This window comes from Sphingobacterium sp. 18053 (assembly GCF_902706145.1).
Lineage (GTDB): Bacteria > Bacteroidota > Bacteroidia > Sphingobacteriales > Sphingobacteriaceae > Sphingobacterium > Sphingobacterium paramultivorum.
Window position 1 is genome coordinate 389,518 of sequence record NZ_CACSJW010000006.1, and the last position, 25,832, is coordinate 415,349.

Here is a 25,832-nt window from a genome sequence, read left to right on the forward strand (position 1 = left end):
TCATCATTCCTAGGTCAATGGCCTAAACATTCGATAGTCATTATATGAATAAAACAATTTTAATTACTGGAGGAGCAGGATTTATAGGCTCGCATGTTGTACGTGAGTTTGTATTAAAATATCCCGAATATCGGATTGTTAATCTGGATGCTTTGACCTATGCGGGTAATCTGGAGAATCTAAAGGATATAGAGCATTTGCCCAATTATACCTTTGTGAAGGGAGATATTACAGATCAACATGCTGTATTGGCTATTTTTCAAGAATATCAGCCCGATGGCATAGTCCATTTGGCAGCGGAGTCCCATGTCGACCGTTCAATTGTCGATCCAATGGCTTTCGTTATGACCAATGTTATAGGAACGGTCAATTTATTGAACGCGGCCCGGATAATTTGGAAGGATAATTTTGAAGGAAAACGTTTTCATCATGTGTCAACAGATGAGGTTTTTGGCGCTCTCGGTAACGACGGATATTTTACGGAAGAAACAAAATATGATCCGCACTCACCGTATTCAGCTTCCAAAGCAAGTTCGGATCATTTTGTGCGGGCTTACCATGATACCTACGGTTTGCCTATTGTTTTGACAAACTGTTCCAATAATTATGGTCCTAATCATTTCCCCGAGAAATTGATTCCGCTTTGTATTCATAATATTTTAAATAATAAATCACTCCCTGTTTATGGTGATGGAAAATATACCCGCGATTGGTTGTATGTGATCGACCATGCAAAAGCCATTGATCTCGTTTTTCATGAAGGGAAAAATGGAGATTCCTATAACGTGGGCGGATTCAACGAATGGCAAAATATAGATCTGATCAAGGAGCTGTGCAAACAAATGGATGAGAAATTGGATCGTGCCAAGGGCTCTTCAGCACAATTGATTACTTTTGTTAAAGATCGACCGGGACATGATTTGCGTTATGCCATTGATGCTACGAAGATCAATAAGGAATTGGGATGGAAGCCTTCAGTAACTTTTGAAGAAGGACTGTCGTTAACTATAGATTGGTTTTTGTCTAATCAGGAATGGTTGGAACATGTGACATCTGGGGATTATAAAAAATATTACGACAATCAATACAAAGACGCATAAGGATGAGGTATACGGAAACTAAATTAAAGGGCTGTTTTATACTTGAACCGACTGTTTTTGAGGATGAAAGAGGTTATTTTTTTGAATCATTTAATGAAACGAAACTAACTTCCATATTAGGTTATAAGCCACACTTTGTGCAAGATAATCAGTCAAAATCGCAGTTTGGTGTCGTACGCGGCCTACATTTGCAAGGCGGTGAGCATGCGCAGGCAAAATTAGTCCGTGTTGTTGAAGGTAGCGTATTGGATGTCGCTGTCGATGTTCGTCCAGGATCCCCTACGTTTGGACAACATATTAGCGTAGAACTTTCAGCTGATAATAAAAAGCAGCTATTTGTACCGAGAGGTTTCTTACATGGCTTTTCGGTATTGTCAGAACATGCGGTGTTTTTCTATAAATGTGATAATAACTATCATAAAGAATCAGAAGATGGTATAAATCCTTTAGATCCGCAATTGGCGATAGATTGGCAAATTCCCCATGAACGAATGATTCTCTCAAAAAAAGACCAGGAGGCACAATCCTTTGAAGGATTACGCCTGAAATTAATTTAAGAGTATATGCGGATTGTTATAACAGGGGCTTCGGGGCAAGTTGGGTCAGAATTAAAAGATCTTTTGCTGGAGGATACAGAAAAAGAGTGCTATTTTTTGGATAGGAAACAATTACCGTTGGATCAAATCCAGATCATACAGGAAATCTTGGCGATATATCAACCTGATCTCATTATTCATGCAGGTGCATATACAGCCGTAGATAAAGCGGAGGAGGATCAGGTGACTGCGAATCTGGTCAATCATTTAGCCTGTGAAGAGATTGCACAATACTGCCACATCAATCATACAAGACTTATCGCTATTTCAACTGATTATGTTTTTGATGGGACATCTAATGTGGCTTTAACAGAAATGGCTGCAACGGCACCTATCAATGTATACGGGCAAACTAAGCTGGCCGGAGAACAGGCGATTCAGAAATGGTGTCCTGAAGCAATCATCATACGTACCTCTTGGGTATATTCCTCTTACGGAAAAAACTTTGTAAAAACGATGTGCCGTTTAATGGCTGAGCGTGATGAAGTCAATGTAATCAACGACCAAATTGGAAGCCCCACCTATGCAAAAGATCTTGCTGCTGCAATATTAAAAATTGCAGATTCTTCCGGATTTGAATCCGGCATCTATAATTATAGCAACGAGGGGGCGGTTTCTTGGTATGACTTTGCTGTAGCGATACGTGATTTTCGTTCGTTTGATTGTCAGGTAAACCCGATTCCCACAAGTGCATACCCAACACCTGCGCGTAGGCCAAAGTATTCTTTGCTCGATAAATCAAAGATCACGGATACTTTTGCGGTTGAAGTGCCCGAGTGGGAAAAAAGTCTGGCTAACATGTTAGCCGAAGAGTTTAAAAATTAAGAGAGTGTTCTCAATTTAAATACAAGTACTATGAAAGGAATTATTTTAGCAGGCGGCTCAGGAACACGATTACATCCATTAACACTGGCTGTAAGCAAGCAGTTAATGCCTGTATACGATAAGCCCATGATATATTATCCCCTCTCAACATTGATGCTGGCGGGGATACGTGAGATTTTGATTATATCAACGCCTCAGGATCTTCCGAATTTCAGAAAATTACTGGGCGATGGTACACAATTGGGCTGTCGATTTGAATATAAAGAACAGCCGAGTCCGGATGGATTAGCACAAGCGTTCTTATTGGGGGAGGAATTTATTGGAAATGATAAAGTTGCTCTTATTTTAGGCGATAATATTTTCTATGGCTCCGGGTTGTCCAAACTTTTACAATCCTGCGCTGACCCAGACGGTGGAGTCGTTTTTGCATATCCAGTACAGGATCCGGAACGCTATGGTGTAGTTGAATTTGACGATGCAAAGCATGTTGTTTCAATTGAGGAAAAACCAAAAGAACCTAAATCCAACTATGCGGTGCCCGGTGTTTATTTCTATGATAATGATGTCGTCGCTATTGCTAAAAGTATAAAACCCTCTTCACGAGGAGAGCTGGAAATTACGGATGTCAATAAAGAATATCTTCGCCAAGGCAAACTCAAAGTTGGTGTTTTTGATCGAGGAACAGCGTGGTTAGATACCGGGACTATTCAGTCCTTGATGCAGGCGGCGCAATTTGTACAAGTGATCGAAGAACGGCAAGGAATGAAAATAGGTGCCATAGAAGAAGTAGCTTATCGAATGGGCTATATCGATCGCCAACAACTTGTAAAGATAGCAGCTCCGCTGAGTAAGTCCGGTTACGGTGAATATCTTAAGAGAATAAAATAAGCCGGTTAATGAAACTTGAATGCATACCAAAACTAAGCTATCCATTTTTTGATATCTGAATATAGAATGTACTTCCAAACCCAATCGTACTTTCGATAGAAATTGTACAGTTAATTCGCTTTGCAAATTCGTGGCATAATAGAAGTCCTATTCCAGCCCCTTTTTCATGAAAAGTGCCTTCGAAACTCTTTTGAAATCCCTTGTCCTGAAGTGAACGGATAGTAGCTGCGTCCATGCCTAGACCTTCATCTCGAATAGAGATAATAATGCTTTGGGGATTCTCCTGCTGACCAATTACAACAGATTTTCCGCTGAGACTAAATTTGATGGCGTTGTTGAAGATATTGCGGATAATAAACTCAAACCGCTTTAAATCTGTTTTGATGGCCAATTCGGCAGAGATGTCAATCGTTACATTTAATTTCTTAAGGTGAATTCTATCCGCAAACAATTGCTGACATTCTTCTATCACCTGTAATGGATATACTGTTTGGATTTCGAGTTTGTCATCGGCCATCTGTTGCGAGGACCAGACTAAAAGATCATCTAGCATCTTTGAAGCAACTTCTACCTGATAGCCAATGTTGAGCAGCATTTCTTTGATTTCATTGGCTGGCAGATCTACGATTTTTGCTACAGAGAGTAGAGTCTGGAAAGTCGCAATAGGGCTGCGAAGATCATGCGACACAACGGAAAATATACTGGATCGAAACCGATCGGCATGGAGGAGTTCTTCATGTTGATGCCTGATCTCGGTGGCCTGCTGATCGACTTTCCGTTTTTCTTCACGTAATAATCTATTCTTTCTGATCAACAACAACACCATAATCGAGATAATTAAAAGAATAAAAAAGGTTGTTAGCCACATCAATTTTACCCAATGTGCTTCACGTTCTACACTCACGTTTTTTAATAACAAGTTTTTATTCTCAAGTTCCTTCTTTTCACTTTCATACTTCTCTCGAAGTTCTTCCCGAATACGGACGCGTAAAACCTCAGCATCTTCGTGAAACTTTCGATCCGAACTATCCTGATCACTCAGTATTAAATGTGCATCCTGCTCTTTGATCGCTTTCGCTATTTTATCGAAATCTCCCTGAAGATCTTCCGTCAGATTTGTGAAGCCGCTTTCTGCGATCACACTTTTGATAAGAGCTACTTCTTTTGCGGCCAGATCAAACCGCTTTTCTTTGACGTAAATGTTCGCCCGATTGATGCGGGCATAACTTTCGCCGACAGGATCCTTTTTCTTCGCGGTAATGTCAATCGCAAGATCGGTATAGTATGTACTCCATTCGAGCTTATCTGCCTTGAGATAGAGATAGCTTAATAAAATGTAGGTATTGAAAAGGTCAACTTCGGGTGCATTGGCTTTACAGAATTCAACCGTTTTTACCAAATAATCGATTGCATGGGCAACATCCTGCTTCTTCTCTCCATTCAAGGCGTTTTGGGCATATATATTCCCAATATTAGTCGATATGTTGGCACGATTCCTAGTGTCGCGCAATTCCTTTGCGAGATCAAGTGCCCGTTGATAATATTTTAAGGCCTGGTCGGGATCATAACTTTTATTGAAAACATTTCCTATGTTAAGGTAAGAAAGCATCACCCCTTTCTTATCGTTTCGTTCTTCCCGTTTTTTGAGTACCTTGAAATGAGTTTTTACACTTTCATCGAAGTTGTTAAGTTTCAGGTAAATGACACCTTGTAGATTTAATAAATCGATTTGTAAGGGTTCGAATTTCTTTTCGCTGATGAGGTTTAGCCCTTTGGAAACGATCTCCTGTGCTTCTTGGGGATTACTGCGGTAAATTTCTGAAGCAACTTTATAATAAGCCAATATTCGTGTAGAATCGCTGCTTGCTTCCGCCAGCTGCTTGTCTAACTTGTCCCAACCACTATTTTGGCCATGTGCAGGAAAGATAAACAACACTGTTAAAGTAACAATAAATAGGATAGATAGACGACCCATCGGGATTTTTTTTCAAATATAATTAAGTTTTTAGTAATGTGTGGACCACGACTTGTAGAGCTGTGAATAGCATATGATGTTGTGACATTTAATTTTCAGTCGAAGAAATTTAGATTTCTAAATAATAAAAATTATATTTATATAAATCGTATTTAATCTATTTATTGGCCAGTATATAAATTATTGTGAAATTCATTTCTAAAGTGATTAATTTCACTTCGTCTTAAATTTTATTATGATTATTTTTTTTCTTTAGAAACAATTTTAAGGATCGGTTTGTCTATATTACAATAGATTGATAGCATAGAGTTCTAAATAGCGTGGAAATCGGTAGGGTTTATAGTGTTCAGTTTAATTAAAATGTGAAATATCATGATTACAGTTGGGATAATAGACATGGATGAGCAAGAACGGGTGGAAACAAAAAAAATCATCTCGGAAAAAAATATAGCTGAATCAACAATCCCGATCCATGTACTCTTTGATCGGGATACACTTGCGTCTTCAGGGCGCAATCAAGTTCCTGATGTTATGATTGTCGACATTGATCATCAGGATAGCTTAATTGTCGAAAGGGTGAAAAGCGTGTTCCCAAGGGCTGAAATACTGGTTCTGACCAATAATTGTGATGTAAGGATGGTGCGTAGCTGTTTTAGGCAAGGTGCGGTGGGGTATATGTTGAAGAAAACATGTCTCCAATCTTTAAAAAATGCGATAACAATGACATTGGGAAATGGTTCTTTTATTAGCCCTTTTGTTAATCGCGCTTTGATTGAACAGGCCTTCAGTGCCAAACAATCCGAAAATTTGCTGACTGCGCGCGAGTTGCAGATCGCTAATGGTATTATTGAAGGCCTTAGCTATAAAATGATTGCCCAAAAATATGCAATCTCGTTGGACACGGTACGTATTTATATCAAGCGAATATATAGAAAGTTTCAGATCAATAGTAAAGGTGAATTGATTGCGCAATTGACGGCTTAATAATTCATTACATGAACATGTGACCTCCTAAATTTCGATCTATTTAAATTTAGCCTGATTTTTATAGCTACTTTAATGATATGCTATGCCAATAAGAAGCCTTTTAGTGTTTGTGTTTCTTTTCTGCTACTCTGCTCTTTTCTTATCCATAGCGAAAAGTCAGCAACAATACGATATTGCCTTCCATTTCGAGTACGATTCCATCCTAATCTCTTCGTCCCAAACATTCTCCAACAAATTAACCATTGTGAACTACACCGATAGAACAGTTGAACTCACTGCTCGGTCCAATGATACGAAGGCTTTACAAGGTCTGATCAAATTGCCACCATTAATACAGCTTAAGGCACATGAAACGAAAATGTTTCCCCTGAAATACATGACTGATCGACGGACAATCTCGAATGCAATACAAAAATTTAGTGTCGGACTGAATTCGGAAGACACCACTCTAATTATTCAGCCACCTCAGGTTTTCTATACAAAACTGGATGTTCAAGCGGCTTTACTGATTCAATCTGAGCTGTCCGAGTATTTTATTGATCAGTCAACTGGACAAACTCAGTTTTTGGTGCGTGCACTTAATACGGGATTGATACCACTTACATTTCAACTGCAATTTGGCAACCTTCCTTCCGAACTGGAAATCAACGGCGAAACATTGCCAATAACATTGGCTGCGGGCGGACAATCGCTATTGACATTTACAGCTCGTATGCGCACAAAAAAAATAGCTACTGATGTAGAACTGACTATGATAGCTGTCGAGGCGGGTGGTAAACAACTGGCATCGAGCCGGGTTCGCATCATGACAGTAGGGAGCGTAAAACGGTTCGGTTCGGCCATGAACTTGCAGAATCAGCCTTATAATAATATGATCGCCCTACGTTATCTCAATATGGGGCAGGATATTTCCGTGTATCAACTGCAGGGATATGGAAATCTTGAGCTGAGTAAAGAGAGCTCGTTGAGCTATCGCATGAATGTTGATTATTTTCGAAGTCAACGTGCTCTTAATATGTATGATACTTATCTCAATTATCAAACGGAAAAATGGGGGCTGAAAGCGGGTAATATTTACGAAAATCTTGATCAATATGTTAATGGTCGCGGACTTAGAGCAAACTATAAATTTGATAAATCGCGTTCGATCAATGTATACGCTGTCCAAAACAATTATTTTCTTTGGAATCAGATGAATAATTTTTCGCCTGGGGGTGGCGTTTTGGGGCTAAAGTATGCGTTTACATCCGAGAAAAACCAAGAAAGTAGCCTTGCTTATTTGCACAGCAAAGACAATTATCGAAATGTCCGAAGCCATCTGCTTAGCGGAAAGGGATACAATGACTGGACGGAAAAACAAAATCTTACTTGGGAAGCAGGGACAAGTGTAGAACAATTGGACGCAGGAGGGCATAAATTCGGTTTGGCCGCAGGTGTGAATTATAATGGAATCTTTAATGAAGTGCAGGTATCAAGTATCAATTATTATAGTTCTCCTTATTATGTTGGGCTCAGAAGGGGACTCCTGCAGTCGGATTCACGTGTTGTCATTCCGCTGGATGAAGCCAAGAACATATCGATCAGGATGAGTTTTATGGATAACCAACCCAAGTATCAAGTTGGGGATAGGAACTACCTTTTTAACAACAGCAATCGTATTGAAATTTATGAACTGGGGTATCGTACTGCATTAGGGAGGTTAAATGTTGATTTGAGGCCTTATTGGATGAAGCAGCGTGCAGATTATCACAGCTGGTTGGGTTTGGGAAAGGCTGCTGTAGCTTGGAAGTCCAGTTCCTTAAGAACTGTTGCAGACCTTAATTTTTTTACGCAAAGCCATCGTTTCTCGCTCCAAACAGACTATGGTTATACTTACAAAAATACAGCTGAAAAGCCCATTGCACCCTTTCATTCATTACGTGTATCGGGTAACTACGACAATGCACTTTTCGGCTTTAATGCATTTGTTCAGATCAACCCCTATTATTTGAGTGATCTTTTGGCTACCTATGCCAATTCTAATTATAGGATGTATTCACTGGGACCTAACACACACTTCGAGGCATTCGGTCATAATTTACAGGTACAGCTTGCGACCATGTACAGTTATTATGGCTTTTCGAGAAGCAATAATTTGTCCATCAATGGGAATGCACGTTGGCGAATGAAGGACAACTGGAGTCTCACTGCAGATATTTTTTATACGTTTATTAAAGGGAAATTACTGTTTATAACAGATCCAATAAATCCGCCGCAACCGCAACCCCTGGACCGCTATTCGTTTAACAATAGACAGATTCGAATAGGGATAGAAAAGAATTTTGGCCATAGGGGGCATTATAAGGGCTATCGCTTGCAGCTGACCTGTTTTGACGATAAAAATAACAACGGAATCCGGGATGATGATGAGGCATTTGTAGAATCTGTGTTGATTCGAATCGGAAAAGAAGCTGCCATAACAGATGGAAAGGGGCGGGTCAAGTTTGTTGACATGGAAGCTGGCTCTTTTTCCATTCAAACAGAAAACCATCAAGGTTGGGTTTCTCAGGGACCATCGACGGTTGTACTGACCAAGAACCAGTCCATGGATATTCCACTGATCAAAACAAAGTCCGCAAAGGGTAAACTGCAGCTAATCGCCAGTAAATATCTGGAATCAAAGCCTGATTTGAGTGGTATCCGAATTACCGCGAATGATAGACAGGGCAAGAGATATAATACATTAACCAACGAAGAGGGAGAATATGTTTTCTATCTGCCTATAGGTTTTTACAAATTGACGGTTGAGACGGAAGGAATGCCTTTTGTTATTGAAAATTCAAATTGCGAAGCAGAAGTGAAAGCTGAAGGACTGACTGAGCTGCCCTCCCTTCGATACAGCGATCAAAGGCGTAAAGTCGGTGTTAAAAGATTTTAAGGAGCTACAAAGCTATAGATGATATTCGTGATATAAGTGCCGGCTGGTTTGCCAAAAAGATTACTAGTCTGGGATGCTGGAATGCTGTATTGCATGTCAAGTGTTCGATCAATGACAGGGTCTGCATTTTGAATGAGTTGTTGGGCTGTTGTGGAGAGGGTGACTGTATTTACTCCAGTCTGACCAGTCATTGGACCGATACGCAAAACACTTAATGGAATACTGTTGACGCCGGAGGTAAAACTAGAAGAAGTGGCGCGTACATACAAGTTGTAGGGCGTGGTCTTACTCAGTTTTATATGGGTGGGCATATTCGTACTAACTCCGTTAACATAATTACTGGTTGTCGTAAAAGGAAGATTAACAGACTGCTGATTTGCGATGATTTCTCCCAAGTCGCTGACAGCAATTGTCAAATTTCCGCTAGCCTGCGCCTGTACCGGTGTTGTAGGATAGGTGGCCGAGGACGACTTGTTCCAGGTGTAGGTGAGGGGAGCGGTATAGGTTCCGGCTTGTATAAAGTTGCTTTTTAGGAATGCGGCGCTAATGGCGTACGTATGTGTGATCGAACTGCTGTTGTTGGCAGGAACGGCTATTCCGGCAGCGCTTGTAAGTGTTTGGTCACTGGTCGACAAAATGGCCGAGGTTGCTGTTGCGACACCACTGAGTGAAGCGCTCACTGTGGAGACAGGTGAAACAGGCGAAGCGTTGTTGGCAAAGGTTGTACTAAAACTAAATTGAGCGCTGCTTGATCGGATACTTGGGACGTAAGGTACGGTGCTTGATACTGGTATTACCTGACTGGCGCTGATCCCATTGGCAGAACGGTAAAAACTAAGATCGTTTACAGCTATATTGGTTGTTCCTATACTGCTTGGTGGACTGATAAATCCGGGGATGGTGATGGATAGCGTGAAGCTTGCTGGAGAGATAGACCCCGCCAATAATCCTTGCGTGTAAAAGCTGACATCATCTGTAAATACCCCAGAAGTCCAAGTCTGGCTCGCAGTAGCAATACGTGCATTGGCGGTTACCGCGCCCGAAGCGACGCTAGCTACAGCCGCATAGAGTACACCGCCACTAGTTGATAGGGCGACTTCATTATTTGTGCCCAACCCAAGTAATACAAGACTGCCAATACTCGAAAGTTTCATGTGCACTAAACTGGCCGGAAAGCTTCCACTTGTCGTGCTGGTAAAATTTGCTGCAGTGGATTTTACGGAAAAAGAAGGAAGTAAGGTGATGACACTGTTATAGGTCCCCGCATTAATAGTCGTATTATAGTCGGTTCTAGCCTGTATGTTCGCTTGAGGTAAGGTGATGGAAGTCGTCGTCTGTGCATAAGTACGATGCCCATAGAAGCTAAATAAGCCTAGGAAGTAAACCGCAAAATTCCGCTTAATATGTAATTTCTTTCTCTGCAATTTTCAAATCATATTGGCTGCCCGCGTCTAATATTGCAACGGCAAGATAGCGGCCGGCAGCAAGTTTCTCTGGAAGGTCTATTTGTACCCACTGTCCCGAATTAGGGAGCATCGCGATAGCGACGGCTTTAATAGGGATTTCCTCTCCCGTTTCTGTATTGGTTAGCTCAAAACGTACATATGCATCCTTGTTAATTTGTCCGGTGTTTTTAACGTGTACATCCATGCGGCGCACAGACTTACCCGTCTGAGTCGGAATCAAATGTCTGTCCTCAAAAGCAAGGAATTCCAGATCTCCAGGATTTAATCCGGAAGGGGTATGGTAAACCTGAATACCTACTTCAATAAGCACGTTCATATTGAGGCCATTTTGCAGTGCGGCCTTTTGTTCTTTCACTTGTGTAAAAAAAAGCATGGTGTTGCTTAGCTGCTGCGGAGCTGGGTTTTTGGGGATCGTCATGGAAAGATTCACCGATTTGGTCTCCCCCGGAGCCAGGCGCACAGTATTTTCTGATAGCGTAAGCCAGGCCGCATTTGATTGCTCTTTTTGACCCGGAGAATAATATTTTTTTACCCCAATAGAATCGCGGTCCCAATCTTTCAAGTTGGCGACAAAATTGAGCTCAGCGTTCGAGGTGTTGCTAAAAGTAATCACCTGAGAAACTGTCTGTCCCGGTTCGCCAGTAAAAAAAATGCGGGAGGGAGAAATTGAAATACCCTGTCCATAGGTCAGGGTATTACAGATATAAAGGACTAATAATGTTAAATAATATCTCACAAGCGAAAATTATTTTTCTAATTAGAGTTGCGTCGCTGTATAAGTGACCGTAGTACTGTAAGCAGATGCCCCAAGATTCAACAGGGATGCAGGATTGGCTATGGTATAATCCACTGTGTAGCTTGCTCCTGTAGAAGCTGTTGAATTAGTAACCAATGATGCAGCAGTAGTGCTAAGTGGTACGTTCGCCACTGGGGTACCTCCATTGGCACTCGCTGCCGGAACTGTAACTGTTACAACATTTAGGGCAGGACCTCCGGCAGGTGTAAATGCTCCCGTGGCGACAACGGTAAGGTTATACGGCTTATTGCTAACGACGGTAAAGTGGCCTGCTTTTTCAACAGTTTTCGATGCGGTATAGTCGGCCGCAGTGGTGTATGCAAAATTGACTGTTGGGCTTGCGCCTAATGTGATTGAAATAGCATCTGTCAAGTTGATATTTACAGTAACAGGTTGGGAGGTCGCTGTCACTTGGGCTTTGGCTTGATGTCCAAAACATATGGCTGCAAGTGCAATGAGGGGTATAAATAGGTTCTTTTTCATAATTTCCTCTATTTTATGGGATTAAACTCTAGTAAAGTTACTCAGCAACCGCGCTAAATGCAATGTAAACAAGTCACATAATGATGTTATAAAGTTGAGTGAGAGCAGGCGCTTTTTGCCGGTGTCTTTTAATAATAGCTGTTATATGGCATCTGTTATATAGCGAGTATATTGCTCCTTAAAATTTTCCGGAAACAGCGTATATTTGCTCTCAAATGTCCGAGTCCAAAAGAATCTATCAAATCGATCTGTTTCGCTTTATCGCAGCATCCGCCGTTGTATTATATCATTATTTATATCGGGGGTATGCAGCCGGGAATATGTCGCTATTGGGTTTCGATGGAGTCGGAGAATATTTTAAATACGGCTATCTAGGGGTAGACTTATTTTTTATCATTAGTGGTTTTGTGATCGCTTTTTCCATTAAACATCTTTCGCTACGTAAGTTCTGCTATTCCCGTTTCAAGCGTTTATATCCAATGTATTGGATTTGTTTGCTGTTGACTTTTATCGTTTCTTATTTTTGGGGCGCACCACGTTATCATGTCACATTTACCCAACTATTGGTCAATCTGACTATGGTGCAAAAACTATGGGGACAGGGGGATGTCGATGGCGCTTATTGGTCACTTTATGTGGAGTTGAAATTTTACCTGATCATCGCTTTATTTCTAATTCTAAATCGATTTAAAAAAATAAGCTTGGATTACTTGGTTTATTTTTGGCTGCTATTGTCCAGCTTACGCTTTTTTGTTGGGCCTTCGGAAATTTATGATGGGCTCCACAAGTTTTTTTTACTCGACTGGAGTGCGTATTTTATTGCGGGAATTATATTCTGTCAGATTTTTCTGCATGGACCAAAAGTCCAGCATTTTGTCGCTTTACCTTGGTGCTTGTATATTTCCATCGATGGCGCTATAGGTCGGATCCATTGGTTGGAACGTACTTTTCACAGTGATTTTTCCCCTTATATTATTGGGGCTTCCATTGTTGTGTTTTACCTGCTTATGTTACTGGTTTCCTGTAAAAAGCTGCAGGCGATCAATTCGTCCAAATTTGTTAAAATTGGCATGTTGACTTACCCGCTGTATTTAATCCACCAACACATAGGCTTTATTATTTTTAATCACCTTTACCTGCATGTCAATAAGTACTTGCTCCTTTCAGCTGTTATAGTGCTTATGCTCGCACTTGCCTATTTCCTGAGCGATCGGATTGAACCATGGATTATGAGGCGTTTTAAATATAAATAAAAGGTCCGAAGGTATTATACCCCGAACCTTTCTGGTTTTCATAGGAGATGTTTTCTGCCTGCGTCGTTTATTGGCTTGTCTTACGGCTAGAAAACAAGATTTCCTTGATAGATAAGTGATTTTACGGGCGATATTCTTGAAATAGCTTCCGCTGAGCAACTTGCGTCAAGGAATGCAATATCTGCACTGTCTCCGACTTTTGGCCATTGCATATTGCCTTTGTCATCCAATGGAGTAGGGCCTGCGGTAGCAAGTTTCAGCATACGGGATAGTGCATATTCAGTAGCCTGGCCGTATACCTGAGCTGCAAGATTAGCTTTTTGTAGCACGCTGCCTGTTCCGAAAGTATTCCAATGATCGACAATACTGTCATTCCCCGTCATGACTTTAACATTATTTTCCATGAGCATCGGAATAGGCATAATCAACCCTCCAAATGGGATCGTAGAAACGATACCGATTTGTGCGGCACCCAGTTTCTCGGCCATTTCTTGTTGTTTGGCTTTTTCCAGTCGACCAAGCACAAAACAATGGCTGAGGTAGGTCTTGCCTTTGAGAACAGGGTTCTCGTTTACCTTATTAATTAAGTATTCTACAGTTTTCAAACCCGATTCTCCAGACTCGTGTAAGTGAATGTCAATTCCTTTGTTGTTGTCCAATGCCAGTTGAACCGTAAAATCCATTGTTTTTTCAATAGCGCCATCGATGGAAAAAGGATCGACCCCACCGATAAAATCAATATTGGTTTTAGCCGCTTCCTTGAGATAAGGTACCGAATCGGTATAGAAGACACCGTGTTGTGGAAAAGCAACCAATTCAGCTCCAAATCCATTTTTCTTGTTTTCAAGTGCCAGTTGCAGATGATGTAAAGAGTCTAGTTTGGATGTCGGTTCAATATTGACATGACTACGTGCAAAGGCAGTTCCCTTGGATTGTAACAGTTCAATTAGTTTTTCTGCTTTATGGGTAGAGTTTTTGAGCAGTTCGGGCAAAATTTTCTGTTCAAGAGCAATCATACCCTTTACACCTCCGGGGCCACGTCTTACTGCCTGCCATTTGTCGCCATAATAGGTCTTATCCAAATGGATATGCATATCTTTAAAAGAAGGCAGCATCAAAAGTCCTTTTGCATCGATCGCATCAACACTGTTGCTGTTGGTACTTATATTTTTGATTTTGCCGTTTGCTATCTGAATGGAAAAAAGACCGGTCTTTGTTGCGGTTACATTGCCATCACCATCGTACTCAAATCCGGTTTCCAACAACACGTTTTTCAACGTGTAACTTTTTTTGCCTTGGTAGCCGCTCAAAAGTGCTTGATGAACCGCATTATGTTGATTTTCTGCAAATAGCATTCCTGGGATAAATGTTGCACCCGCAAGAGCCAGAGCAGAGTTTCTGATAAATTCCTTGCGTGTAAGGGCCGTTGATTTCATTTGATTTCCTATTATGTTATTTTGTGACCGGAATAAAAAGTCTACCAGTCTTTTACAAAGTTACATAGCTGGTACCCTATTATTGCTGGGAGATTTCTGCCATTCTTTGTGTGATTTATCTTTTTTTCAAGTTGCTTTCAAGGGACTTGGAGTTTCCCCCACATGAATGTTTTCTCTAAAGTCACTTGGACTTGCCCCAGTTTGCTGTTTAAAAAAGTTCGAAAAATAAGCTTGATCTGCAAAGCCCAATTCAAAGGCAATTTCTTTGATGGACCGCTCGGTGCTTTGCAAAAGACGTTTGGCTTCAATGCTGACCCGTTGGTGAATAAGTTGTGTAGCGGATATTTTCAGATGTTTTTTACACAGTATATTCAGATAATTGGGTGAAATATGAAGCTTTTCGGCATAAAAGGCGACGAGCTTTTGCTCCCTAAAAAATTCATCAATGAGCATATTGAACTTGGCAAGTCGTGGAACAGATTGATAGACTTTGAATTCGGTGAAGGAAGACTCCGCCTCTCGACTTACAATCGCTGCGATGACTCCCGCTCGGGCAGTTATCAATGGAATAAGTGAATTTTCTCTTTTTAACTCCTGCTTGACAGATTCAAATTCATAATGCAATTGTGCAAAAGCATCCGCGGTAAGATCAATGACAGGATGGTTTTGGTAATTGGTGAATGAAAAGCGGAAAAAAGGAGCAAAGTGCTCAAAAAAAGATCGTTCAATCATGAGTTGATAGCCTATTGTACCCGCATAGACATGCCATTTGTGCATTTGCCCCGGAAAGAGCACATGAACCTGATGGTCTTTTATGATATGGTCAATCGAATCGATGGTATGGACGCCTGATGCTTTATCGAACAGATTTATGATAAAAAAATCATGTTTATGCGGTTTGTCGATGAGCCGTTCGCCATGCAGTTCATTAAATAGGAGTTCGTCGCGTCCTGCAGTCTGTTCCTTGCGGAAACCATCCAGACTGATCACTGGTGCCCAAATTTTTGAATTTCGTTTATCCATAGTAGATCATATCGAATCTAAAATACAAATTACCGAGGAGTAATCGATCATAGCGAGCTGAGTTTGCGCATGTTTGTATCTTCGTAATATATTGGCGTTTTTTACCGCTCCTACGGGGGGGAGGGGTTGTGGCCCCATGGACGGCAGTCGACGCGATACACCTTAGTTAAAATCTGGAGAATATCGGCTAAAATAAACCTATGTATAATGATGTAGAGTCATTAATTTTATAAATGTCAAATAGACAGCAATGCGGAAAATGTTCTTCGACTTTGGAAGCTTATTAATTTGGAAGCTTATTAATAGGCATTGCTTTTCTTTTTGATTGTCATCTTTTGAAGACAATCAAGGAAAAAGGATACGTTAATAGCTTTTACCTGGCTAGAAGGTGATCTTTAAACAATAAATCATTAGCGAATAAAAGATAGCGATATGAAAAGATATACGATATATTTTGCGGCAATTCTTACGATTTTAATCAAAACGACAGCTATAGCTGTGGCACAGGGTGGGGATCAGATCTTGGATGGTATCGGGGAGACAGGCATGGTGGCCCGTTACGTCTTTGATGGGGATTTTAAGGATTGGTCGCGCAATGGACTACATGGTAAATTCCAGGGGACAAAAGCGTCATTTGTGTCAGATAAGCAATTTACAAAGGTGCTTTCTCTCGCTGGAGGAAAGGACGATTTTGTCGTACTTCCACCGCAAGTACTCGCTGATCTCGAGTCGATCAGCATTACAGGCTGGATGTACTTACGTGCAGCGCAGTCTGGCCAGTATTTATTCGATTTTGGACAAGATATCACCAGGCATTTTGCTGGAACACCAACAGGTACAGCGCTACAAAATGGCTATATGGGGATAATCACGCAAAAGAAGGCCGAAGTAAAAAATGCGGTCTCTTCGGCAGTGCCTTTAAACAAATGGGTGCACTTGGCCATTGTGGTTGATATTGCTACGGGGACCATGCAAACGTATTTAGATGGTATGCCTACCGGAGAAGTTAAAGGTATCCCACAGGAGTTGACCGAGGTTTTTGGACAGACAGGTAGTAAGAGGACACTATACATTGGAAAATCCCTGTTGGGTGGAAATGTAAGCTTAAATGCACTGTTGCATGATTTTCGCATTTATCGTGTGCCACTGAATCGAAACCAGATCGGCATGGTGTACAGAAATGCGCTGAAAGGTGTGCGTGAAGATGTTACTTCTAAAGGTAAGGCTGAGGATGACTTACCGCGATTTCCAATGAACAAAGCAGAGCTTTATAATGCCTTTTTAACCGGAGTTGCAGATGTCACGGTAGAAACAGAGGTAGGCGAGCTGCCACGATTGCCGAGTTATGTCGTCGGTACATATAAAGACGGTATGGTGGGACCAAAAGTGCGTGTGTTGTGGCCTGCACCAACCGACAATAGTGCCGTCGCGCAGCAAACAGCTTACACCGTCACGGGGCGTGTTCCCGGGACTGATCTGAAACCCAAAGCCATCATTACAGTCAAAGGGAAGGTAAAGTCCAAGATGCCTAGCTTAAAATTGGACGCATTTCACTTGGATCAGGTTTCCCTTAATACGGATGTAAAGGAGCATCAAACGAAGTTTATTGAAAATCGCAATAAATTCATTGATACATTGGCAAAATCGGATCCCAATTCATTCCTCTATATGTTTCGTCACGCCTTTGGGCAAACACAACCGATCGGTGCGCAGCCCTTGGAGGTATGGGACAGCCAGGATATCAAGCTGCGCGGTCATGCTACAGGACATTACCTGACGGCAATTGCACAAGCTTATGCGAGTACAGGCTATGATAAGGTACTCCAGTCAAAATTTTTGGGGAAGATGGATACCATGGTCAACGTGCTTTATTCCTTGTCAAAGTTGTCGGGTACGCCGAGACAAGCGGGACAGGCTTCTATTGCGGATCCTGCTGCGGTACCTTATGGCCCCGGTAAATCAGCTTATGATTCTGACCTGAGTGACGAAGGAATCCGTACAGATTATTGGAACTGGGGACTTGGTTTTATCAGTGCCTATCCCCCGGATCAGTTTATTATGCTTGAACATGGCGCAAAATATGGAGGGCAGAAGAACCAGATTTGGGCACCTTATTATACCCTGCATAAAATTCTGGCCGGTCTGATGGACGTTTATGAGGTAAGTGGGAATAAAAAAGCATTGGAGATCGCAGAGGGAATGGGCAATTGGGTGTATACACGTTTAAATAAAGTCCCGACAGAAACATTAATCAAGATGTGGAATACGTATATCGCGGGTGAATTTGGGGGAATGAATGAAGTGATGGCAAGGTTATATCGTATAACGGGTGAGGAGAACTATTTAAAAACCGCCCGCTTATTTGACAATATTGATATGTTCTACGGCAATGCCGCGCACACACATGGACTGGCCAAAAATGTAGATACTTTTAGGGGCTTACATGCCAATCAGCATATTCCTCAAATTGTGGGTAGCATGGAGCTATACCGGGTGTCCAATGAGCCCCAATATTATAAAATCGCGGACAACTTTTGGTATAAGGCCACCAACGATTATATGTATAGTATCGGTGGTGTGGCTGGGGCCAGAAATCCGGCCAATGCCGAATGTTTTATTAGCCAGCCGGCGACATTATATGAAAATGGATTTTCTGCAGGCGGGCAGAACGAAACCTGTGCAACCTATAACATGCTGAAATTGACAAGTGACTTGTTTATGTTCGATCAGCGCGCAGAGTTGATGGATTATTATGAACGTGGATTATACAATCATATCTTAGCTTCTGTTGCAGAAAATAGTCCAGCAAACACGTATCATGTGCCTTTACGCGCAGGATCTATTAAGCAGTTTGGAAATGCCAATATGAAAGGCTTTACCTGCTGTAATGGTACGGCTATTGAGAGCAGTACTAAATTGCAGAATACAATCTATTTTAAAAGCAAAGATGACCAGTCGCTGTATGTCAACCTGTATATTCCTTCTACCTTACACTGGACGGAACGCGGAATCAGCGTCGAGCAACAAACCAGTTTTCCGAAAGCGGATCAAACAGCGCTGACCATACGGGGGAATGGCAAATTTGAACTTCATGTGAGGGTGCCAAGCTGGGCAACAAAGGGATTTTTTGTTACAATAAATGGAGTCGATCAAAAAATTAAAGCTGAGCCGGGTACTTACCTGACCTTAAACCGTACCTGGAAAGATGGGGATGTGATCAACCTCAAAATGCCATTTCAGTTTCATCTGGACCCGGTTATGGATCAGCCCAATATTGCAAGTCTGTTTTATGGACCAGTCTTATTAGCAGCCCAAGAACCTGCAGCAAGAAAGGACTGGCGTAAAGTAACCTTAGACGCAAAGGATATTGCTAAGTCTATTAAAGGGAATCCCGAAACATTGGAATTTTACATTGATGATGTGCTTTATAAACCTTTTTATGATACTTACGGACGTCATTCGGTTTACCTGGATGTCAGCTTAAAATAGGAGGCTAGCAGTGTATTCTTAAATCTTTCCTAAATTCAAGGTACCTTTGTCATAAACAATTGTGTATGTAAATTGTCATTTAGCATGGACAGATTACTATTGTTTACACAAGTTTTCCTCTAAATAGAATTAAGAAGATGAAAATATTGGTTATTGAAGACGAAGCGGATTTAAGGGAAATTGTGAAGGCATCTTTACTTAAGGAAGAATATACGGTAGAAACTGCCGCTGATTATGGATCAGCCCTTGAGAAAGTCGCTGTTTATGATTACGATTGTATCCTGCTCGACATCATGCTGCCTGGAGGCAATGGTTTGCAGATCCTCGATCAGCTCAAAAATGAGGGTAAGTCCGATAATGTGATCATTATCTCCGCAAAGGATTCTTTGGACGATAAGCTAAAGGGACTCGAACTTGGAGCCGATGACTATTTGACAAAACCCTTTCATATTGCTGAGCTGAATGCACGGATTAAAGCCGTGTTACGAAGGAAACAACGGGAAGGTAAGCATACATTGGAAATGGGAAACATCGTGCTGGATCTCAATGAACGCTGCTTATTTATTGCACAGGAGCCTGTGCCTTTAAATCGGAAGGAGTTCGATATGCTCAACTACTTCTTATTGAACAAAAATAGACTGGTCAGCAAAAGTGCGCTGGCAGAACATGTATGGGGCGATAATACGGACCAGGCGGATAATCTTGATTTCATCTATTCACAGATAAAAAACTTGCGCAAAAAATTCTTGGCTAGTCATGCTGATGTGGATTTTGAAGCGGTATATGGAATCGGTTATAAACTTGTCGAAAAATGAGATTAGCCAACCAAACACTAAAGTACCTTTCTATCTCCGTGTTGGTGGTCATCGCCCTCTGGTCAACAGTGTTCTATCTATTTATGTTGGAGGTGATCCACGATAATATCGACGAAGAACTCGAAAACCAAAAACGGCTCATTATCCAGGAACTTTCTAGCAATCCCACCGTAGCTCCAGATTTAGAGTTTGGGATAAATAACTATAAGGTGCGCCAGATCTCCGAAGAACAAGCTCTTAAGATGCAAAACGTTTATAAGGACACCATGTTGTATATGCAGGACGATGATGATCCCGAACCGGAGCTGGAACCAGTCCGAATGTTGACGACAGCATTTGAACATCAAGGACATTATTATGAACTTTCGATCATCAACTCGATGATCGAAGAAAGCGATCTAATCAAGAATCTCTTTTATTCTGTTGTTATTTTATTTGTTTTGTTGGTCATCAGTATCGTATCCATCAATAAAGTCGTAATAGAACGTTTATGGGGACCATTATATATTTTCTTGGATCAGTTGACACGGTTTCGTTTAGGCAAAACCAAGGAGAAGCCTACTATGGATACGCAGATCCAAGAATTTAAAGATCTACAGCTTGCTGTGGCTACCTTAATTCGCCATAACGAGGAAAGCTATGAACAGCAAAAACAGTTTATTGGCAATGCTTCGCATGAATTACAGACACCGTTGGCCATTATGATCAACAAATTGGAAATCATGGCGGAAACAGAGGGGTTGAACCAGGAACAGTCTGAGACTGTTGCAGCGGTATTGGCAACTGCCGAGCGGCTTGTTCGCCTCAATAAATCCTTGTTGCTGTTGAGTAAAATTGAGAATAAACAATTTTTGCACAATGAGGATCTTTCGTTCAATACGCTTGTACTAAATATTGTGGCGGAGTTTGAGGCTATTGCTGAATTTAAACGGGTAAAAATCAATGTTGTACAAGAAGATCAGCTGAGTGTACAGATGGATGGTGCTTTGGCAAATATAGTGGTATCAAATCTCCTACGAAATGCTTTGTTCCACAATAGATTGGGCGGCGAGGTGAATATCCATATAACGAACAAAGGGCTGGCCGTGTCCAATACGAGTACACATGCTGCGTTGGATGCTAACCTGGTATTCTCCCGTTTTTATAAATCAGATGCAGCATCCAAAGGTACTGGCTTGGGGCTTGCCATTGTGCAGGCCATCTGTCACCTCTATAGTTTTGCAATCGTCTACCATTATGAAAACAATCAGCATAGCTTTCAGCTCAATATGGTCCCTTAGAAAATATTCCAGGAGCAGGCATGTGTTCCCAAATCTTTACAGATTCGCTTTTTTACTTTGTAGTACACTAAAAAATAGAATCATGAACTGTAAATTAATCTGTAGTGCTTTCGTACTTGCACTGACAACCACAGGAGCTATTGCTCAAGATATACCACAAAGTCAAGTTCCCGCTGTCGTGGTGAATAGTTTCCAGCAGAAATTTCCAAAAGCCAAAAAAGTAGATTGGGAATTGAAGGGGAATGTTTATGAAGCGGAGTTTGAAACGGGCTTATTTGGCATTGACCAGGAAGCTTGGTTTCAGCATAACGGAAAACTTTTGCGCTACAAGACTGAAATCAACAAAAGAGAACTACCGAAGAGTGTGCTGGACCGGGTGAAAAGAGATTTTCCGGGCTATCGCATTGAAGACGCAAAAAAGATTGCAGCCGAGCAGAAAGTGAGTTATGCGTTTGAAGTGAAAAGTCGAAAAGAGGAGTGGAAGTTGGTACTCGATCCACAGGGAAATGTTCTTACGAAAGTAAGGGACTAAGCCGATATTTCTGTACAAATAAAACCTTCATGATTTTACACGCATTCATAGCGGCGAAATCATGAAGGTTCTTTTGGGCAAGTAAGCTAAGTTTATTGCGCTAACTAATCTTCTCCTTCCTCTGCGTGGATTTCAAAAGATAGCTTTATGAGGTCTTGACCAGCAAACTTAGTGGCATAATCCGATAAGTTCCAGTCCGCACGGGTAACTTTTGCCTTTGTGCTGGCATCGTTAAACTTGCGAAGTATAAAGAATACATTTTTCTCGCCTTCATTATCTTTTCCTGCCGTAAAATAAGTGATAATCCCTGTCGTCTCCGTTGCTCCGTTGACTGCAGAGCCATCACCGTAGGTCGTTTCTTTCGTTTGAAAGATCGCACCATTTCCTGTACTGCTATTCGGATTTAAAACAAAAGAACCACCCGTAAGGAATGCTTTGTAGTAATCTGCAGTTGCTTTATTGCTGATGTATTGACCCTGAATTTCTTTTGAAGAAGCATCAAATTGTTTTAATTCAATTTTATAGATACCTGCAGGATTGAGGTGAGCATGTCCTCCAGCCAATGCTGTTCCCTTCTCATCAAAGCTGATAGCGATTGGTTCTACTTTTTCTTTGTCGGCAAGATCATGGAAATGGTCTCCATGGGCTTCGCCGGCTACTTCCGTAAATACAAGCTTATAAGCAACTTTGGCATCTGAACCTTGTATGGTTAATGGAGATTCTACGGTGGTTGTATTTCCGGCTTTGTCGGTTACCGTAAAATGAAAATGATATGCCCCGGCGGGAGCATCAGCAGGAACATCGATGTGTTCATGAAATGTTGCATTTTTCACGCCAATGTATTTCCCATCCGTATAGGCTTTTGTAAACTTATACTGACCGCCACCTTCTTGATGAACCTCAATTTCGATTTTAGCAATCAGTGCTTCGGCAACAATATCGCCTTCAAGATGAAGATCTGATCCCGCTTGGACAGTTTTGTTATTGCCACTGCCGATTTCAAGTGTGCCTACCTGGGGCTTTGCAAGTGCTGGAATTTCTTCGTTATCTTTCTTACAGGACGATAGGAAGCCTAAAAGAATTGTACTTAACAGGAAGAAGAAGCGAATGTTTCTAGTTTTCATGTAAAATGGATTTAATTAAATTGAGTTGATAAATATGTATGGTATTACTCGAGTATACGGATGCTGATTCCCTTCTGGCTGCTCCATCCCGCCAGGTCAGTCACCTGAATCATAAAGTGATAATTACCCGGATCGATATCTGCTGGTACATCGATTTTTAATTCAGCATCATATTGCTGTGGCTGCCCCGGAATATTAACTGTCTTGACCAAGGTGAAGGGCTTGATGGGAGTTTTGATCGCTTCAACCGTGCATTCGCCGATTTCTGTACTATGCGAATGATGGTCAAAATTATGGTGTACGTCGATGCTATAGCTCCCGAGCGCTACATTATCAGATAGCTTACTGTGGAAAGTAAAACTTGTACCTCGTTTAATTGTGCTGCATTGTTTTGGGAAAGCCGTTTCCGAATCGATGGCGATGGTCGGTTTTTCGGTATCAATGCTTTCCTTATCTTTTTTACAGGCAACAGTCATGGCAAGTAACACTGTAATAAGTGTGTATTTTTGAAGTGTTTTCATATATAAATTTTATTCATTCGTGTATGTGTTAAGCGATATTCATGAGCTTGCGATGCTCGTATATTGCTCAACGGTTGTTTATAGGGAGCAAAGGGTTTAGTTTTAATAATCTTATGATCGGGACTGTTTCCCAAAGGGAACTCCAATGGATAGAATAAAATTCCTTCCCTGTTCAGGCAAAGAGATCAGCCGATAAAAGCTGGTATGATCCATATATTTCTTGTCAAAGAGATTTTGAACCTGTAAGCGCAATTGGAGGACAGATCCCGAAAACCGAAGTTGTGTTCCTGCCCGGAAGTTGAAGACTTGATAATCTGCTGTGGACTCTTCTGGTGGAACAACGTGATACTGCGCTGCTGTCCATTTGCAATCGACGGAAAGGTAGGTCTCTTTAAAATGTTTGCTATTTTTTGCTGTCCAGCTGATGTCCATCAAAGCTGAAGGTGCCGGAGAGAAAGGAAGTGTATATCCTTTCTTTGCACCCGATAGTTGTTCCGATCGAACATATTCACCCAATAATTCTACTTTCCATTGTTTCAGAGGCTGGTAGCTGAGCTTCAATTCTGCTCCATAACGGCGAACACGGCTTTCCATATATTCAAAGATTTGATTGCCGGCGCCATAATATTGATCGTAGCTTGACGTGGGATTGAGATAGATATAATTGGAAAAGTAATTAAAGAATGGTGTAAAGGCGACAAAGACTTTTCTGGGACTCCAGGTCAAGGATAAATCCAGCTGGTAGGACTGTTCGGGAGACAATGATTGATTGCCTCTTTCATAACTGAAGTAGTGATAGTTGACACCATTGGCGCCGAGCTCCTGTGCAATGGGGGCCCTGAAACTTTTTCCTACATTGATTTTTGTTTCTAGATCTCCGAATTGATGTGCCGCTCCTATAGACCAAACCAGGCTATTGAAACGGCGACTGAGCGCCGAAGCCCGGACTATTCTGCCCGACTGATTATCTTCCAGCTGTGATTCGAACCAATCCTGATACGGTGAGGTCTGAATATGGCTGTAATCGTAACGCAATGCCCCATATAGCATGGTTTCGTCCGCGATCTTGTATTGATCGTAAACGAATAGGCCCATTGCCTTTTGGCTAAAAGTGGGGATGAGAAAGCTCCAACCATCAATCCGGTTATCCTGATACTCTCCATTTGCACCAATGGTAAGTCGATGTGTGGCCAACTCAAATTGGTCTTTTACAGTGATACTATAGACCTGTTTGTCATATAACCTTTCCAAATTGATTGGGATAGTCATATCTTTTGGATAAACAGGTGGCATATAACCATGCGCGGTGTAATTGTTATATTCTTGCCGGTAATTTTTCTGATAGCCCAGGTCTATCCAAAGCTTATGCGTATTCAGATCGATAAAGTTGCGGTTAATAAGCTTCAGGTGATTGACCGTCTGGCTTGGGAAACCAATGTCACGACTGGATTTGTCATAAAGTGCTGTATCTACGCCCCTTGGTTCCAAGCCGTGCGCATTGGCAAAGAAGCCAAACTTTGTATGATAATTACTCAGGTAGAAAATCGAAGAAAAACGATCTGATAGATATCCGCCACGTAGTTGAAAATGTGTCTCTCGTCCCGCAGTGTTGCGAACATGCCGATCTTTCAGACGTACCGCATAATTGTAAACATAGACTGTATCTGTGGGGACACGGTAATCGCCATATTCCAGATGCGTGAATCCTCCTCCAAATACCCAATTTCCTTTTCGGCCCTGTGTTTGCAGCGATCCGCCAAAAGTCGCGTTGTTTGACTTTGTCAATAGGTTAAACTGCCCCTTAAAACCTGTCTCCTGTAGTTCCGCTGGCGGTGATAGCCGAATGACACCGCCAATGGCATCTGAGCCATACAGAAATGAGCTGGACCCCTTTAGTACCTCGGCACTCCCCACACTGAATTGATCGATTTCCAATCCATGATCCAGCCCCCATTGCTGGCCTTCATGTTTAATGCCATTTTCTACCGTGGCCACACGATTAAATCCGAGCCCTCTAATCTGCGGTTTAGACTGATTGGCACCTATGCCTATGGCACTGACACCGGGAAGTCTGCTTAATGTCTGCATTAAACTACCTGCTTGGTATTTTTGTATAGAGTCGGCAGTTAATAGCTGGATCGATAATGCTCCTTCTGCTGCCCGGTGATAACGTCGCCCTCCAACTTTTACTTCTTCAAGCTCGATATTCTTCTCCTGTCCATAACATGGGAAAAATAGCTGTTGTGCTGCGATAAGTGAAAAAATGATATACCTATTCATCTATGTGGATTCGATTCGTAAAGAGTAATCAGTGCAATCAATATGT

At 41.6% G+C, this 25,832-nt stretch carries 20 protein-coding genes; 11 read left to right on the top strand and 9 right to left on the bottom strand.

Annotation, left to right across the window (positions count from 1 at the left end):
* Positions 1–44 precede the first annotated feature (44 nt).
* Genes rfbB through rfbA form a run of 4 tightly spaced genes read left to right on the top strand, consistent with a single transcriptional unit; the run spans position 45 to position 3,409 of the window.
* Positions 45–1,100: a dTDP-glucose 4,6-dehydratase gene (gene rfbB, locus GVK91_RS16795; RefSeq protein ID WP_159730345.1), complete on the top strand. Its 1,056-nt coding sequence runs from the start codon at positions 45–47 to the stop codon at positions 1,098–1,100.
* A 2-nt stretch (positions 1,101–1,102) separates the two neighbouring features.
* Positions 1,103–1,657, top strand: coding sequence for a dTDP-4-dehydrorhamnose 3,5-epimerase (gene rfbC / locus GVK91_RS16800; RefSeq protein WP_159730347.1), 555 nt, complete (start codon positions 1,103–1,105; stop codon positions 1,655–1,657).
* 6 nt (positions 1,658–1,663) lie between these two features.
* Entirely contained in the window at positions 1,664–2,521 is an 858-nt protein-coding gene (gene rfbD / locus GVK91_RS16805) for a dTDP-4-dehydrorhamnose reductase (RefSeq protein ID WP_159730349.1), read from the top strand.
* Between the two features lie 30 nt (positions 2,522–2,551).
* Positions 2,552–3,409 carry a glucose-1-phosphate thymidylyltransferase RfbA gene (gene rfbA / locus GVK91_RS16810; RefSeq protein ID WP_159730351.1) on the top strand — a complete coding sequence of 286 codons (858 nt, stop codon included), beginning with the start codon at positions 2,552–2,554 and terminating at the stop codon, positions 3,407–3,409.
* 37 nt (positions 3,410–3,446) lie between these two features.
* Here rfbA and GVK91_RS16815 read toward each other — a convergent pair whose 3' ends face one another.
* Complete coding sequence (locus tag GVK91_RS16815) at positions 3,447–5,384, bottom strand: ATP-binding protein (protein WP_159730353.1); 1,938 nt, start codon at positions 5,382–5,384, stop codon at positions 3,447–3,449.
* Between the two features lie 372 nt (positions 5,385–5,756).
* Between GVK91_RS16815 and GVK91_RS16820 the strand changes: the two genes are divergently transcribed.
* Together GVK91_RS16820 and GVK91_RS16825 are read left to right on the top strand one after the other, a co-directional pair.
* A complete protein-coding gene (locus tag GVK91_RS16820) occupies positions 5,757–6,368 on the top strand; it encodes a response regulator transcription factor (RefSeq protein WP_159730355.1) in 612 nt (203 codons plus the stop codon).
* Positions 6,369–6,453: 85 nt separating this feature from the next.
* On the top strand, positions 6,454–9,288 hold the full coding sequence (locus tag GVK91_RS16825; protein WP_159730357.1) for a collagen binding domain-containing protein: 2,835 nt from the start codon (positions 6,454–6,456) through the stop codon (positions 9,286–9,288).
* On the opposite strand, the gene GVK91_RS16830 is transcribed toward GVK91_RS16825, so the two are convergent.
* Genes GVK91_RS16830 through GVK91_RS16840 form a run of 3 tightly spaced genes read right to left on the bottom strand, consistent with a single transcriptional unit; the run spans position 9,285 to position 12,033 of the window.
* Positions 9,285–10,712, bottom strand: a complete 1,428-nt coding sequence (locus GVK91_RS16830; RefSeq protein WP_159730359.1) for a hypothetical protein — start codon at positions 10,710–10,712, stop codon at positions 9,285–9,287. The genes GVK91_RS16825 and GVK91_RS16830 overlap by 4 nt on opposite strands.
* Entirely contained in the window at positions 10,687–11,490 is an 804-nt protein-coding gene (locus tag GVK91_RS16835) for a hypothetical protein (protein ID WP_159730361.1), read from the bottom strand. The genes GVK91_RS16830 and GVK91_RS16835 overlap by 26 nt, the downstream gene beginning before the upstream one ends.
* 21 nt (positions 11,491–11,511) lie before the next feature.
* Positions 11,512–12,033, bottom strand: coding sequence for a hypothetical protein (locus tag GVK91_RS16840; protein ID WP_159730363.1), 522 nt, complete (start codon positions 12,031–12,033; stop codon positions 11,512–11,514).
* Positions 12,034–12,248: 215 nt separating this feature from the next.
* Between GVK91_RS16840 and GVK91_RS16845 the strand changes: the two genes are divergently transcribed.
* Entirely contained in the window at positions 12,249–13,286 is a 1,038-nt protein-coding gene (locus GVK91_RS16845; RefSeq protein WP_159730365.1) for an acyltransferase, read from the top strand.
* A gap of 86 nt (positions 13,287–13,372) precedes the next feature.
* Here GVK91_RS16845 and GVK91_RS16850 read toward each other — a convergent pair whose 3' ends face one another.
* The gene (locus tag GVK91_RS16850) at positions 13,373–14,722 is read right to left on the bottom strand and encodes an amidohydrolase (RefSeq protein WP_159730367.1); all 1,350 of its coding nucleotides are present in this window, start codon (positions 14,720–14,722) and stop codon (positions 13,373–13,375) included.
* Between the two features lie 126 nt (positions 14,723–14,848).
* Positions 14,849–15,745 carry an AraC family transcriptional regulator gene (locus tag GVK91_RS16855; RefSeq protein WP_159730369.1) on the bottom strand — a complete coding sequence of 299 codons (897 nt, stop codon included), beginning with the start codon at positions 15,743–15,745 and terminating at the stop codon, positions 14,849–14,851.
* A gap of 432 nt (positions 15,746–16,177) precedes the next feature.
* Between GVK91_RS16855 and GVK91_RS16860 the strand changes: the two genes are divergently transcribed.
* The 4 genes from GVK91_RS16860 to GVK91_RS16875 all read left to right on the top strand — a co-directional run bounded on the left by GVK91_RS16860 (position 16,178) and on the right by GVK91_RS16875 (position 21,861).
* Positions 16,178–19,234, top strand: a complete 3,057-nt coding sequence (locus GVK91_RS16860) for a beta-L-arabinofuranosidase domain-containing protein (RefSeq protein ID WP_159730371.1) — start codon at positions 16,178–16,180, stop codon at positions 19,232–19,234.
* Between the two features lie 137 nt (positions 19,235–19,371).
* Positions 19,372–20,049, top strand: coding sequence for a response regulator transcription factor (locus GVK91_RS16865; RefSeq protein WP_153848028.1), 678 nt, complete (start codon positions 19,372–19,374; stop codon positions 20,047–20,049).
* On the top strand, positions 20,046–21,329 hold the full coding sequence (locus GVK91_RS16870; protein WP_159730373.1) for a cell wall metabolism sensor histidine kinase WalK: 1,284 nt from the start codon (positions 20,046–20,048) through the stop codon (positions 21,327–21,329). The genes GVK91_RS16865 and GVK91_RS16870 overlap by 4 nt, the downstream gene beginning before the upstream one ends.
* Before the next feature lie 82 nt (positions 21,330–21,411).
* Positions 21,412–21,861 carry a PepSY-like domain-containing protein gene (locus GVK91_RS16875; RefSeq protein WP_159730375.1) on the top strand — a complete coding sequence of 150 codons (450 nt, stop codon included), beginning with the start codon at positions 21,412–21,414 and terminating at the stop codon, positions 21,859–21,861.
* Between the two features lie 104 nt (positions 21,862–21,965).
* Here GVK91_RS16875 and GVK91_RS16880 read toward each other — a convergent pair whose 3' ends face one another.
* The 3 genes from GVK91_RS16880 to GVK91_RS16890 all read right to left on the bottom strand — a co-directional run bounded on the left by GVK91_RS16880 (position 21,966) and on the right by GVK91_RS16890 (position 25,786).
* Positions 21,966–22,985 carry a DUF4625 domain-containing protein gene (locus GVK91_RS16880; protein ID WP_159730377.1) on the bottom strand — a complete coding sequence of 340 codons (1,020 nt, stop codon included), beginning with the start codon at positions 22,983–22,985 and terminating at the stop codon, positions 21,966–21,968.
* 44 nt (positions 22,986–23,029) lie between these two features.
* A complete protein-coding gene (locus tag GVK91_RS16885) occupies positions 23,030–23,506 on the bottom strand; it encodes a DUF4625 domain-containing protein (RefSeq protein WP_075990700.1) in 477 nt (158 codons plus the stop codon).
* A gap of 111 nt (positions 23,507–23,617) precedes the next feature.
* Positions 23,618–25,786 carry a TonB-dependent receptor gene (locus GVK91_RS16890; RefSeq protein WP_159730379.1) on the bottom strand — a complete coding sequence of 723 codons (2,169 nt, stop codon included), beginning with the start codon at positions 25,784–25,786 and terminating at the stop codon, positions 23,618–23,620.
* Positions 25,787–25,832 lie beyond the last annotated feature (46 nt).